The sequence below is a fragment of the Streptomyces sp. NPDC008092 genome (genome assembly GCF_042957285.1).
In the GTDB taxonomy this organism is placed as follows: domain Bacteria; phylum Actinomycetota; class Actinomycetes; order Streptomycetales; family Streptomycetaceae; genus Streptomyces.
Genome location: NZ_JBIBHY010000003.1, coordinates 274,630 through 288,900, shown reverse-complemented (window position 1 = coordinate 288,900; position 14,271 = coordinate 274,630). Strand labels below are relative to the sequence as shown.

Sequence of the window (14,271 nt, the reverse complement as noted above, 5' to 3'; positions counted from 1 at the left end):
ACAGAAAAATGGGCCTCAAGGAATCGCTCAACCAGACGACAGCCAGCGTAGGCAGATTTCGGACAGCCCTCGGCCAGGCGTCGAGCAGTCTGGGCACCTTGCGCCAGGCGACCGGCAGTGCCTCCACCGCCGTCGACAGGATCAGAACCAACGCCGGCCAGGTCGTCCCGTCCATGACCAAGGTCAAGACCGGCTCCGACCAGCTCAGCACCTCCCTCACCAAGCTCAAGACCACCGCCGCCCAAGGTGGTTCCGGCCTCGACAAGGTCAAGTCGGGGGCCGGCGGTGCCGACGGCGGGCTCGGCAAGGCCCGCACCGGCACCGACAAGCTCAAGTCGTCCTTCGACAAGCTGAAGTCGGCCGCCAAGGGGGCTCACGGCGAGCTGCAGAACGTCAAGAGCCAGGCCGACGCCGTGGAGACCTCCGTCGGCAGGGCCGCGAAGAACGCCGAGACCGGCGGCAAGTCCATGGGCAGCCTCGGCAAGGGCGTCAAGGGCGCCTCCCTCGCGCAGAAGGGGCTCAACCTCGCCATGGCGGCGAACCCCTTCGGCCTGGTGATGACGCTGCTGACCCCGCTCATCGCCCAGTTCATCAACATGGACAAGATCACGGCCCTGCTGCAGAAGGGCGTCTCGTACGCCATGAAGCACATCGGCACGGCGGTCGGCAGCCTCGTGAAGAACGCCGGCCCGCTGCTCAGGGGACTCGGCAACGCCATGCTCGCCCCGATGACCGGCCTCGCCACCGCCCTGAACGGCCTGCTCGGAGCGCTCGCCGGCATCCACATCAGCATCCCCGACTGGGTCCCGAAGTTCGGCGGCCGTTCCTTCGGCTTCCCCCGCCTGAGCGTCCCCGTCCCCCACCTCGCCACCGGCGGCATCGTCACCGCCCGCACCGGCGGCACCCTCGCCCTGCTCGGCGAGGCCGGTGAGAACGAGGCCGTCATCCCGCTGTCCAAGCTGGAGCGCATGCTCGGCCACGGCGGCGGCCTGCGCACCCTCACCGCGGCCGTGGAGAAGCTCGCCGAACGCCCGGTCGTCGTCCAGGTCGACTCCCAGGAGATTGCCCGCGCGGTGTTCCTGGGCCAGCGCCAGCTCGCCCGCCGCTGACCGGACCGGACTCCCCGCACCCACGCCGACGGCCGCCCCGTCGGCTTTTTCATGCCCTCCGCCAGTCGTCGTCCAGTCCTCGTCCAGTCCTCCGCCAGTCCTCCGCCAGGAACATTCAGGAGTCCCCATGGGAAACCTCTGGATCGGCCGCCCCGGCTCCATGACCGAGATCGACCAGGCCGCCAAGTCCTTCGACCGCAGTGCCGACCTCGGCGTCAGCGAGTTCAAGTCGCTCGGCGGCCGGGTCACCGTCACCCGCAACCAGGCACCCGTCCGCCGCCTCAAGCTGTCCTGGGACCTGCTCGCCCCGGTCCACGCCCGCGCCCTGGACCGCCTCGCCCGCCGCGTCGACGGCTCCGGTCCCGTGTACGTCTTCGACCCGGCCGCCGGCAACGTCCTCACCCCCGGCCAGGCCCTCGGCCTCGGCGTGTCCGGCGCCACCGGCATCACCGGGCTCGCCCAGTGGTTCCGTACCACCTCCACGGGTACCGTCGCCGAGAGCACGACGGCCGCCGGATCCTTCACCTTCACCGCCGCCGACACCACCAGCACGGTGGCCTGGCGCTGCACCGCGACCGTCGGGAACTTCCCCGTCGCCCCGGGTCTCACCGTCTCCTTCCGCGCCCCGACCGCGATCGCCGCGCTCGGCACCACGGCCAAGACCGGCATCGACTACAAGAAGGCGGACGGCACCTACCTCAGCTCGTCCACCGTCTACGGGCCCCTCGTCACCGGTACCGCCCCCGCGGGGGCCGTCTACGCGACCCCCACCGTCGCTCCCGGCGTCGCCGGCACCTACTCCCTCGCCGGCGCCTGCCTCACCTACGGCGGCACCGCCGAGGACGGCGTCCCCGGCGACGGCCTCCCGCCACTGGCGATCACGGGCTACAGCGACAACCCGGGCCGGCCGCTGCCGTACCGGAACATCGGTCTCGACCTGGTGGAGGTGTCCGGTGCAGCAGGCTGACGACGCCACGACCGCCGCGCTCGCCGCCGGGGAGCGCACGACCGCCCACAGCACCCGGCTCGGCGGCACGGAGGTCTCCGCGCAGGTGCAGTCCTGGCAGCTGGAGCGCTCGTACGCCACCGATCTGCCGCCCGCCATGCGGGCCTTCGCGGGGTCGTCCTCGGCCCAGCTCCAGCTCCAGGTGTCCGGCACGAACGGCACCGCCGCGCCCACCCTGTACGCCCCCTGGGCCGACCGGGCCACCGGGGACATCGCCCGCCCGGGCCAGTCGGTCGTGCAGCGGAGCGGGGTCGGAGCCGGCGCCACGCTGCCCGCCTTCCGGGGCACCGTCCGTGCCCGGTCCGCGCAGGCCGGCACGGACACCGTGCAGCTCACCGCGCTGGACGGCGCCGAGCGGCTGCGCGGCCCCGCGCTGCTGCCGAAGCCGTACGCCGGTTTCCGCCTGGGCCGTCCGGTGGCCACCGCGACCTGGTGCGTGGACGAGCTGCTGCGCCAGGCGGGCGTGTACTCCAGCCCGCCGCCCCGCTACCCGGACTTCGCCGAGGGCCAGCCGCTCACCCTCGTCCACGCCACCCTGCACGGCGGCTTCGCGACGCCGTACGGCCAGCCGGAGACCCTGCCCGAGGCGGAGCAGTACACCTGGACGCGGGACCAGGCCCCGCACGAGATGGCGCTGCTGCCGCTGACGACCGGCGTCACCGCGAGCTGGTTCCCGCGCTCCCGGGTCACCGTGCCCGGAAGCCGGCTGCTGCTCGAGGCGTGGGTCAATCCCGCGATCGGCGAGGGCGACACCGTCCGCATGGACCTCGTGCTCGACCGCACCGGGGGCGCGACCGGCACCCTGCGGCTCCAGGTGAACTTCGCGACCGGCCAGCTCACGGTCGGCTCGGGCACCACCGACGGCGATTTCCTCAACGCCAACTGGAACGACATCACCTCCGTGCAGACGCTCAAGGGCGTCTGGCACATCGGGGTCTTCATCGACACCGTCACCACGGGCACCACCGTCTACCCGACCGTGCAGCCCCGGCTGACCGGCCCGGACGGGACGGTGTTCATCGGGTCGCTGTACACGATCACCAACGACTACGGGATCCAGCCGGCCTCCGAGCTGCGCGAGCTGAAGCTCGTCACCGACCTGGCCGTGGAGGGCGTCCAGCTCACCAGCGGGCTCACCGGCATGCCCTCGGCGTCGGTCTTCGACCAGTCGGGCACCTGGACGAAGGCCGTCGAACTGGACGACGCGATCCTGCCGTTGTACTCGGTGCCACGGGTGTCCGGTTCGCAGTGGGAGGTCGTCGGGCAGATCGCCAAGGCCGCCGTGTCGACCGCCGAGTTCGACGAACGGGGCGTCTTCCGCTGGCGCAACCACACCCGTTTCGCCACCACGCCGACCACCCCGGACCTCACCCTCACCTCGGTACGCGACATCGCCTCCCTCACCCTCACCGAGGAGATCGACGCCTGCCGCAACTACGTCGCCCAGCCGGCCAAGGTCTGGGAGGACTTCGGCGTCGACTCGGGCACGACGTACACCGACACGGTCGTCCGGACGGTCCCCGCGAACAGGACGCTGACGGTGTCGTACGTCATGGCGGACGAGGAGTTCGACATCGGTCCGCCGAGCACCGACGACGACTCGGTCACCACCGCCGGGAGCCAGGTGCGCTTCGCCACCACCGCGGCCGGCACCACGGCGGTCAAGGGAGCCGTCGACGTCCTGACCCGCCGTGAGGACGGCTACCTGGTGGTCCGGTTCTCCAACCGCACCTCGCAGGCCCTGTACACGGCGAAGAAGGACGGCAAGCCGTCCGTGTATCTGGAGACGCTGAAGCCGAAGGCAGATCCGGTCGACCGGTCGGCCGTCGCCTACGTGGCGGGCACGGCCAGCGAGAGGTTCTACGGCCGCCAGGAGCACACCGGCGACAACACCGACTGGATCCAGGAGCTGTCCTCCGCACAGGCCATCGCCGACGCGCTGTACACCGCCGGGGTGAACCCGGTGCCGGTCATCGGGGACGTCGAGGTGCTGTACGACCCCCGGGTCCAGCTGGGGGACGTGATCAGGCTGACCGACGCCTCCGGCACCCTCCTGGACACGCTGGCCTGGGTCATCGGCATCAGCACGACGGCGGCCGCCGACGGCGGCGTGCAGCAGACCCTGACCCTGCGCGGTACCGAGCCGAACGGCACGCCCGCCGACAGCGGGCTGACCCCCGACGCCCCCGCCGCCCCGCCCACGGTGACCCTGTCCACGTACGCCTCGGTCGCCGCCGCCTTCCCGACCCTGTCCGCACTCACCGCCCCGGGCTGGACCTGGGCCGAGATCATGGAGTCCGCGTATGTCTGAGACGGCCGCCGATCCCGTCGCCGTCACCCTCGACGACGAGCAGCTCGCCCAGCTGGCCGCCGCGGTCGCGGCCGGGCTGGCCGACTACCTGGCACCGGAACCCAGGACGGCGACGCCCACGGAGGTCACCGAGGCCGTCACCGAACCGCCGGCGGAGGAACCGGCGGACCCCGGGGAGGGGGACGGCACCGACACCTCCGCTCCCACCGAGGAGGTCCCGCTGCCGGTGGCCTCCGCGCCGGAGACGACGCCGGACCCCGCCTCGCCGGAGGAGTAGCCCTCCGTCCCGATCCGGCCCGGCCCGCCGCCGAGCCCGCGCCCGCACGCCCGGCCCCCGCCCGGCCCCACCCACCCCGCCCCGAGCCGATTCCGGCCGGGGCTTTTTCATGCCCGCCCCCATTTGCCCGCCCCCATCTGCCCGTCCCCATCCCGGAAGGCATCCCATGGCCACACCCCTCTCCGCCGACGCCCTCGTCGCCGCCCTGCGCGCCGAAGGCGTCACCGTCGTCGAGCACGACGGCTGGCGCACCCACAACAGGGCCGGGCACGGCGCCTGGGGCCCGGTGAACGGCGTGATCATCCACCACACCGTCACCTCCGGCACCAGCACCTCGGTCAGCATGTGCTTCAACGGCCGCTCCGACCTGCCCGGCCCGCTCTGCCACGGCGTCATCGCCAAGGACGGCACGGTCCACCTCGTCGGCAACGGCCGCGCCAACCACGCCGGCAGCGGCGACGGCGACGTCCTGGCCGCCGTCGTCGCCGAGAGCGCCGCGCTGCCGGCTCCGGACCGGAACGACACCGACGGCAACGTCCACTTCTACGGCTTCGAGTGCGTCAACCTCGGCGACGGCAAGGACCCCTGGCCCGACATCCAGCTGGACGCCATGGTCCGGGCGTCGGCCGCGCTGTGCCGGGCGCACGGCTGGAGCGCCCGGTCGGTGATCGGTCACAAGGAGTGGACGAACACCAAGATCGACCCCAAGGGCTTCGCGATGGCCGACTTCCGCGGCCGGGTCGCCGCCCGGCTGCAGACGGGGACCTCGCCCGGCACGCCCGCCTACCAGCCCTTCCCCGGCGCCGAGTGGTTCCGGAAGAAGCCGAGGTCGGCGATCGTCACCGCGATGGGCAAGCGGCTGGTCGCCAGCGGCTGCTCGGCCTACACGTCCGGCCCCGGCCCGCAGTGGACGGACGCCGACCGGGCCTCGTACGCCAGGTGGCAGCGCCGGCTCGGCTACACCGGCTCCTCGGCCGACGGCTGGCCGGGGGCGAAGTCCTGGGCCGCGCTCAAGGTCCCGTACAGCGGCTGACAGCCCTTCGGAGAAACGAGGTTCACGATGTCCGAGGCCGCCAAGCACACCCTCCGTACCGTCGTACAGACCGCTGTCGGCCTGTGCGTCCTGCTGCCGGCGGTCGTCGACGCCGCCGGCATCCCGGACACCCTGCCCTGGGCCGCCGGCGCGCTCGCCGTCGCCGCCGCGGTCACCCGGGTGATGGCCGTACCCGCCGTACAGGCGCTGCTGCCCTCGTGGCTGCGGACGGGAGGTGCCGATGACCGACGCTGATCCGAACGACCCGATCACCGTCGCCCTGGAACTGGAGCGGCTGCGGGGCACGCTGGAGGCCGGGTTCGCCCGGGTCGACGGCTCGCTCGCGCTGCTGGTCCAGCGCAGCGACCAGACCGACCGGCAGCTCGCCGACCACGAAAAGCGGCTGGACGCCCTGGAGCGGACCCGCTGGCCGCTGGCGAGCGTCGGCGCGCTGGCCGCCGTGGCGGCGGTGGTCGTCACGGCACTGGAGATCTCCGCACGCTGACCGGACGCCGAAGGGCGGTCACCCCGTACGCAACGGGGTGACCGCCCTTCAGAACCAACTACTACTGGTTGTACGGACCGTAGTCGTAGTCCTCCAGCGGGACGGCCTGGCCGGAGCCGGTGCCGAACGGCGAGTAGTCGATGTCGTCGTAGCCGACGGCCGAGTACATCGCGGCCTTGGCCTCCTCGGTCGGCTCGACCCGGATGTTGCGGTAGCGGGACAGACCCGTACCGGCCGGGATGAGCTTACCGATGATGACGTTCTCCTTGAGGCCGATGAGGCTGTCGGACTTGGCGTTGATCGCCGCGTCCGTCAGGACTCGGGTCGTCTCCTGGAAGGAGGCGGCCGACAGCCAGGACTCCGTCGCCAGCGAGGCCTTGGTGATACCCATGAGCTGCGGACGACCCGAAGCCGGGTGACCGCCCTCCTGGACCACACGACGGTTCTCGTGCTCGAACTTCGAGCGCTCGACCAGCTCGCCGGGCAGCAGCTCGGCGTCGCCGGACTCGATGATCGTCACGCGGCGCAGCATCTGCCGGATGATGATCTCGATGTGCTTGTCGTGGATCGACACACCCTGCGAGTTGTACACCTTCTGGACCTCGCCGACCAGGTGGACCTGGACGGCACGCTGACCCAGGATGCGCAGCACGTCGTGCGGGTTGGTGGCACCCACGGTGAGCTTCTGGCCCACCTCGACGTGCTCGCCCTCGCTGACCAGGAGACGGGCGCGCTTCGAGATGGGGTAGGCCATCTCGTCGCTGCCGTCGTCCGGGGTGACGACGATCTTCTTGGTCTTCTCGGTCTCCTCGATCCGCACGCGGCCCTGGGCCTCGGAGATCGGGGCGACACCCTTCGGGGTACGGGCCTCGAAGAGCTCGACGACACGCGGCAGACCCTGGGTGATGTCGTCACCGGCCACACCACCGGTGTGGAAGGTACGCATCGTCAGCTGGGTACCGGGCTCACCGATGGACTGGGCGGCGATGATGCCGACCGCCTCACCGATGTCGACCAGCTTGCCGGTGGCCAGCGAACGGCCGTAGCACATGGCGCAGGTGCCGACGGCGGACTCGCAGGTCAGGACCGAGCGGGTCTTGACCTCGGAGACGCCACGGGCGACCAGTTCGTCGATGAGGACGTCACCGAGGTCGGTGTTGGCCGGGGCCAGCACCACGCCGTCGACGACGATGTCCTCGGCCAGCGCACGTGCGTACACGCTGGTCTCGACGTTGTCCGCCTTGCGCAGCACGCCGTCCGCGCCGACCTCCGCGATGTGCAGCTTGAGGCCGCGCTCGGTGCCGCAGTCCTCCTCGCGGATGATGACGTCCTGGGAGACGTCGACCAGACGACGGGTGAGGTAACCCGAGTCGGCGGTACGCAGGGCGGTGTCCGCCAGACCCTTTCGAGCACCGTGGGTCGAGATGAAGTACTCCAGCACCGACAGGCCCTCACGGAAGGAGGCCTTGATCGGACGCGGGATCGTCTCGTTCTTGGCGTTCGACACCAGACCACGCATACCGGCGATCTGACGCATCTGCATCATGTTGCCTCGTGCACCCGAGTTCACCATCATGAAGATCGGGTTGGTCTTCGGGAAGTTCTCGTTCATCGCCTCGGCGACCTCGTTGGTCGCCTGGGTCCAGATCTGGATGAGCTCCTGCGTGCGCTCGTCCTTGGTGATCAGACCGCGCTCGTACTGCTTCTGGACCTTCTCGTCCTTGGCCTCGTACCCGGCGACGATCGCCTTCTTCGCCTCGGGAACGACGACGTCGGAGATGGCGACGGTGACACCGGAACGGGTCGCCCAGTAGAAGCCGGACGCCTTCAGGTTGTCGAGCGTCGCCGCCACGATGACCTTCGGGTACCGCTCGGCGAGGTCGTTGACGATCTCGGAGAGCTGCTTCTTGCCGACCTCGTAGTCGACGAACGGGTAGTCCTCGGGCAGCAGCTCGTTGAAGAGCGCACGGCCGAGCGTGGTCCGCAGCCGGAAGCTGTCGCCGGTCTGGTACTCCGGCTCGCCCTCTTCGGCGGCCGGCGGGGTCCAGCCGCGCGGCGGGATGGTGCCCACCGGGAAGCGGATGTCGATCTTCGACTGGAGCGAGAGCTCGCCCGCGTCGAAGGCCATGATCGCCTCGGCCGCCGAGCCGAAGGCACGGCCCTCGCCCTTGACGTTGCGCATCTCGCTGTCGGTCGTCAGGAAGAACAGACCGAGGACCATGTCCTGGGTCGGCATCGTCACCGGACGGCCGTCGGCGGGCTTGAGGATGTTGTTCGAGGACAGCATCAGGATGCGGGCCTCGGCCTGCGCCTCCGCGGACAGCGGCAGGTGCACGGCCATCTGGTCGCCGTCGAAGTCCGCGTTGAACGCGGTGCAGACGAGCGGGTGGATCTGGATGGCCTTGCCCTCGACCAGCTGCGGCTCGAAGGCCTGGATGCCGAGGCGGTGCAGGGTGGGCGCACGGTTCAGCAGCACCGGGTGCTCGGCGATGACCTCTTCGAGGACGTCGTACACGACGGTGCGGCCGCGCTCCACCATGCGCTTGGCGGACTTGATGTTCTGCGCGTGGTTCAGGTCGACCAGGCGCTTCATCACGAACGGCTTGAAGAGCTCCAGCGCCATGGCCTTGGGCAGACCGCACTGGTGCAGCTTCAGCTGCGGGCCGACGACGATGACGGAACGCGCCGAGTAGTCGACTCGCTTGCCGAGCAGGTTCTGACGGAAGCGGCCCTGCTTGCCCTTGAGCATGTCGCTCAGGGACTTCAGCGGGCGGTTGCCGGGACCGGTGACCGGGCGACCACGACGACCGTTGTCGAAGAGGGCGTCCACGGCCTCCTGGAGCATGCGCTTCTCGTTGTTCACGATGATCTCGGGCGCACCGAGGTCGAGAAGCCGCTTCAGGCGGTTGTTGCGGTTGATCACACGGCGGTACAGGTCGTTCAGGTCGGAGGTCGCGAAGCGGCCACCGTCCAGCTGCACCATCGGGCGGAGGTCCGGCGGGATGACCGGCACGCAGTCCAGCACCATGCCCTTGGGGCTGTTGCTGGTCTGCAGGAACGCGGAGACGACCTTCAGGCGCTTGAGCGCACGGGTCTTCTTCTGGCCCTTGCCGGTGCGGATGATCTCGCGGAGCTTCTCGGCCTCCTCGTCGAGGTCGAAGGACTCCAGGCGCTTCTGCAGCGCCGCGGCACCCATCGAGCCGTCGAAGTACGTGCCGAAGCGGTCACGCAGCTCGCGGTAGAGGAGCTCGTCGCCCTCCAGGTCCTGGACCTTGAGGTTCTTGAAGCGGGTCCAGACCTCGTCCAGGCGGTCGATCTCGCGCTGCGAACGGTCGCGCAGCTGCTTCATCTCACGCTCGGCACCCTCGCGCACCTTGCGGCGCACGTCGGCCTTGGCGCCCTCGGCCTCCAGCTCGGCCAGGTCGCTTTCCAGCTTCTTGGCACGGGCCTCCAGGTCGGCGTCCCGGCGGTTCTCGACCTGCTGGCGCTCCACGGAGACGTGCGCCTCCAGGGAGGGCAGGTCGCGGGTACGGCGCTCCTCGTCGACGAACGTGATCATGTACGCCGCGAAGTAGATGACCTTCTCGAGGTCCTTGGGAGCAAGGTCGAGCAGGTAGCCCAGCCGGCTCGGGACACCCTTGAAGTACCAGATGTGCGTGACGGGCGCGGCCAGCTCGATGTGGCCCATCCGCTCACGGCGCACCTTGGCGCGGGTCACCTCGACGCCGCAGCGCTCACAGATGATGCCCTTGAAGCGGACACGCTTGTACTTGCCGCAGTAGCACTCCCAGTCCCGGGTGGGGCCGAAGATCTTCTCGCAGAAGAGCCCGTCCTTTTCCGGCTTGAGGGTGCGGTAGTTGATCGTCTCGGGCTTCTTGACCTCGCCGTGGCTCCACTGACGGATGTCGTCCGCGGTGGCCAGGCCGATCCGGAGCTCGTCGAAGAAGTTGACGTCGAGCACTATGCGTCAATCCCTCTCAGGGTTGTGAGTCTTTGGTCTGAAACGGGGGCCTGGGGGTCGGCGGGGCCCTGATCGCTCAGGGCCCGCCGGACTCCCGTCAGACCTCTTCGACGCTGCTCGGCTCGCGCCGGGACAGGTCGATGCCGAGCTCCTCCGCCGCGCGGAAGACGTCCTCGTCGGTGTCACGCATCTCGATGGACATACCGTCGCTGGACAGCACCTCCACGTTCAGGCAGAGCGACTGCATCTCCTTGATGAGCACCTTGAAGGACTCGGGGATGCCGGGCTCGGGGATGTTCTCGCCCTTGACGATGGCCTCGTAGACCTTCACGCGGCCGGTGACGTCGTCGGACTTGATCGTCAGCAGCTCCTGGAGGGCGTACGCGGCGCCGTAAGCCTCCAGCGCCCACACCTCCATCTCACCGAATCGCTGGCCACCGAACTGGGCCTTACCACCCAGCGGCTGCTGGGTGATCATCGAGTACGGGCCGGTCGAACGGGCGTGCAGCTTGTCGTCGACCAGGTGGTGGAGCTTGAGGATGTACATGTAGCCGATGGAGATCGGGTCCGGGAACGGCTCACCGGAGCGGCCGTCGAACAGCCGCGCCTTGCCGGTCGGCTGCACCAGGCGGTCGCCGTCGCGGTTCGGGATGGTGTGCTGCAGCAGACCCGCCAGCTCGTCCTCACGGGCACCGTCGAAGACCGGGGTCGCGACGTTGGTGCGCGGGGCGACCTGGTCGGCGCCGATGGCCTGGAGCCGCTGGGCCCAGTCGTCGGCGAGGCCGGAGACGTCCCAGCCGCGGCTGGCGAGCCAGCCGAGGTGGATCTCCAGGACCTGTCCCGGGTTCATTCGGGACGGCACACCCAGCGGGTTGAGGATGATGTCGACCGGGGTGCCGTCCTCCAGGAACGGCATGTCCTCGATCGGCAGGATCTTGGAGATGACACCCTTGTTGCCGTGCCGGCCGGCGAGCTTGTCACCGTCGGTGATCTTGCGCTTCTGCGCGACGTAGACGCGCACCAGCTGGTTCACACCGGGGGGAAGCTCGTCGCCCTCCTCGCGGTCGAAGACGCGCACGCCGATGACCTTGCCGGTCTCACCGTGCGGCACCTTCAGCGAGGTGTCGCGGACCTCACGGGCCTTCTCACCGAAGATCGCGCGCAGCAGGCGCTCCTCCGGCGTCAGCTCGGTCTCGCCCTTCGGGGTGACCTTGCCGACCAGGATGTCACCGGCGATGACCTCGGCGCCGATGCGGATGATGCCGCGCTCGTCGAGGTCGGCGAGGACCTCCTCGGAGACGTTCGGGATGTCCCGGGTGATCTCCTCGGGGCCGAGCTTGGTGTCACGGGCGTCGACCTCGTGCTCCTCGATGTGGATCGAGGAGAGGACGTCGTCCTGCACGAGGCGCTGCGACAGGATGATCGCGTCCTCGTAGTTGTGACCCTCCCACGGCATGAACGCCACGAGCAGGTTCTTGCCGAGCGCCATCTCGCCGTTCTCGGTGGCGGGACCGTCGGCGAGGACCTGGCCCTCGACGATCCGGTCGCCCTCCAGCACGATGACCTTCTGGTTGACCGAGGTGCCCTGGTTGGAGCGGGCGAACTTGGCCAGGCGGTACGTGATGTACGTGCCGTCGTCGTTGGCGGTGGTGATGTAGTCCGCGGAGACCTCCTGGACCACACCGGCCTTCTCGGCCTTGACCACGTCGCCGGCGTCGACCGCGGAGCGGTACTCCATGCCGGTGCCGACGAGCGGGGACTCGCTCTTGATGAGCGGCACGGCCTGCCGCATCATGTTCGCGCCCATGAGGGCACGGTTGGCGTCGTCGTGCTCAAGGAACGGGATCATGGCGGTCGCGACCGACACCATCTGGCGCGGCGAGACGTCCATGTAGTCCACGTCGTCACCGGCGACGTAGTCGACCTCGCCGCCACGGCGGCGGACCAGGACGCGGGCCTCGGAGAAGCGCATGTCGTCGTTGAGGCCGGCGTTGGCCTGCGCGATGACGAAGCGGTCCTCCTCGTCGGCGGTCAGGTAGTCCACCTCGTCGGTGACCTGGCCGTCGACGACCTTGCGGTACGGGGTCTCGACGAAACCGAACGCGTTGACCCGGCCGTAGGAGGCGAGCGAGCCGATCAGGCCGATGTTCGGGCCTTCGGGGGTCTCGATCGGGCACATGCGGCCGTAGTGCGACGGGTGCACGTCACGGACCTCGAAGCCGGCCCGCTCACGGGAGAGACCACCCGGGCCAAGAGCCGACAGACGGCGCTTGTGGGTGAGACCCGACAGCGGGTTGTTCTGGTCCATGAACTGGGACAGCTGGCTGGTGCCGAAGAACTCCTTGATGGAGGCGACGACCGGCCGGATGTTGATCAGGGTCTGCGGCGTGATCGCCTCGACGTCCTGGGTGGTCATGCGCTCGCGGACGACGCGCTCCATACGGGCCAGACCGGTACGGACCTGGTTCTGGATGAGCTCGCCGACGCTGCGCAGACGACGGTTGCCGAAGTGGTCGATGTCGTCGGTCTCGACGACGATCGTGCCACCGCTGTCGCCGACCGTCTCGGTCTCGCCCGCGTGCAGCTTGACCAGGTACTTGATCGTCGAGATGACGTCCTCGACGGTCAGGACACCGGCGTCCAGCGGGGCGTCCGCGCCCAGCTTCTTGTTGACCTTGTAGCGGCCGACCTTGGCGAGGTCGTAGCGCTTCGGGTTGAAGTACAGGTTCTCCAGAAGCGTCTGCGCGGCCTCGCGCGTGGGGGGCTCGCCCGGACGCAGCTTGCGGTAGATGTCGAGCAGCGCGTCGTCCTGGCCCTGGGTGTGGTCCTTCTCCAGGGTGGCGCGCATCGACTCGTACTCGCCGAACTCCTCGAGGATCTGCTCGGTGGTCCAGCCGAGCGCCTTCAGGAGGACGGTCACGGACTGCTTGCGCTTGCGGTCGATACGGACACCGACCATGTCGCGCTTGTCGATCTCCATCTCCAGCCAGGCACCCCGGGAGGGGATGATCTTGGCGGAGAAGATGTCCTTGTCGGACGTCTTGTCGATGGAGGAGTCGAAGTAGACACCGGGCGAACGGACCAGCTGCGACACCACGACACGCTCGGTGCCGTTGATGACGAAGGTGCCCTTGTTCGTCATGAGCGGGAAGTCGCCCATGAAGACCGTCTGGGACTTGATCTCACCGGTCTCGTTGTTGGTGAACTCGGCCGTCACGAAGAGCGGGGCGGCGTACGTGAAGTCGCGCTCCTTGCACTCGTCGATGCTGTTCTTCGGCGGCTCGAAGCGGTGGTCGCGGAACGTCAGCGACATCGACCCGGAGAAGTCCTCGATCGGGGAGATCTCCTCGAAGATCTCCTCCAGACCGGACTTGGTGGGGACGTCCTGACCTGACTCCAGAGCCTCCTCGACCCGACTCTGCCAGGCGGTGTTCCCGAGCAGCCAGTCAAAGCTCTCGGTCTGCAGCGCGAGCAGGTTGGGAACCTCGAGAGGCTCCTTGATCTTTGCAAAAGAGATGCGCAGCGGGGCGGTGCTGGCGCCGTTGTTCATATTCGCGTTCGAGGCAGTGCGCGAGGCGGCCAAGAGGGGGTCCTTCCGAGGGCTCGGACTCACTACGCGCTCCCCGGTCCCTTCCCGGACACAGAGACAGAAACCCCAGTTCAGAGGAGGTTCGGTCGTCGGCATTCGGGTGAGGGCAGACCCCTGGTGACGGGCAGGGGAAGGCTAACAGGCAGCGCAAAGGGTCAGTGTAGCCACTTGGCACACTGATGTCCAGTCCCCATTTTCTGAGACCCTCTTCATCGTCAACGCCTGCGTCATGCCTGCCCTCAACGCACGTTGATACTGCCCTCTTCGTCGCCGATCCATGCCTCGGATTCGGACCGTTCTGGCGACGCGTCCTGAGAATTGCGCGCTGCGTGCGGTTCGTCAAGGCCCCCCTGCGCAAACCCGGTGCGCCCGGTGACACGACGAAGATCACCATACCTCCCGCCGGGGCGGGTGCAAGGCAACCGTGGTCGGCCTCCCAGGAACGCCGAAGAGCGACCACCCGGATGGATGATCGCTCTT

General features: G+C 69.1%; 9 protein-coding genes. 7 read left to right on the top strand and 2 right to left on the bottom strand.

The genetic code is table 11. The annotated features are described in order from the left end of the window. Positions 1–98: 98 nt before the first annotated feature. The 7 genes from ACFZB3_RS10510 to ACFZB3_RS10480 all read left to right on the top strand — a co-directional run bounded on the left by ACFZB3_RS10510 (position 99) and on the right by ACFZB3_RS10480 (position 6,241). A complete protein-coding gene (locus tag ACFZB3_RS10510; protein WP_391372791.1) occupies positions 99–1,109 on the top strand; it encodes a hypothetical protein in 1,011 nt (336 codons plus the stop codon). Between the two features lie 127 nt (positions 1,110–1,236). Then, positions 1,237–2,076, top strand: a complete 840-nt coding sequence (locus ACFZB3_RS10505) for a hypothetical protein (RefSeq protein ID WP_391372788.1) — start codon at positions 1,237–1,239, stop codon at positions 2,074–2,076. Further along, positions 2,063–4,426, top strand: coding sequence for a hypothetical protein (locus ACFZB3_RS10500; RefSeq protein ID WP_391372785.1), 2,364 nt, complete (start codon positions 2,063–2,065; stop codon positions 4,424–4,426). The genes ACFZB3_RS10505 and ACFZB3_RS10500 overlap by 14 nt, the downstream gene beginning before the upstream one ends. Further along, positions 4,419–4,703: a hypothetical protein gene (locus ACFZB3_RS10495; RefSeq protein WP_391372782.1), complete on the top strand. Its 285-nt coding sequence runs from the start codon at positions 4,419–4,421 to the stop codon at positions 4,701–4,703. Before ACFZB3_RS10500 ends, ACFZB3_RS10495 begins: the two co-directional genes overlap by 8 nt. Positions 4,704–4,869: 166 nt before the next feature. Then, positions 4,870–5,736, top strand: a complete 867-nt coding sequence (locus ACFZB3_RS10490) for a peptidoglycan-binding protein (RefSeq protein WP_391372780.1) — start codon at positions 4,870–4,872, stop codon at positions 5,734–5,736. Positions 5,737–5,763: 27 nt separating this feature from the next. Further along, positions 5,764–5,991 (top strand): hypothetical protein, encoded by a 228-nt coding sequence (locus tag ACFZB3_RS10485; RefSeq protein ID WP_391372777.1) that lies wholly within the window; start codon positions 5,764–5,766, stop codon positions 5,989–5,991. Continuing rightward, complete coding sequence (locus ACFZB3_RS10480) at positions 5,978–6,241, top strand: hypothetical protein (RefSeq protein WP_391372775.1); 264 nt, start codon at positions 5,978–5,980, stop codon at positions 6,239–6,241. The genes ACFZB3_RS10485 and ACFZB3_RS10480 overlap by 14 nt, the downstream gene beginning before the upstream one ends. A 61-nt stretch (positions 6,242–6,302) precedes the next feature. Here ACFZB3_RS10480 and ACFZB3_RS10475 read toward each other — a convergent pair whose 3' ends face one another. Together ACFZB3_RS10475 and rpoB are read right to left on the bottom strand one after the other, a co-directional pair. Continuing rightward, positions 6,303–10,202, bottom strand: a complete 3,900-nt coding sequence (locus tag ACFZB3_RS10475; protein ID WP_391372773.1) for a DNA-directed RNA polymerase subunit beta' — start codon at positions 10,200–10,202, stop codon at positions 6,303–6,305. A 97-nt stretch (positions 10,203–10,299) separates the two neighbouring features. Continuing rightward, the gene (rpoB, locus tag ACFZB3_RS10470) at positions 10,300–13,785 is read right to left on the bottom strand and encodes a DNA-directed RNA polymerase subunit beta (RefSeq protein ID WP_391372770.1); all 3,486 of its coding nucleotides are present in this window, start codon (positions 13,783–13,785) and stop codon (positions 10,300–10,302) included. Between the last annotated feature and the right edge of the window lie 486 nt (positions 13,786–14,271).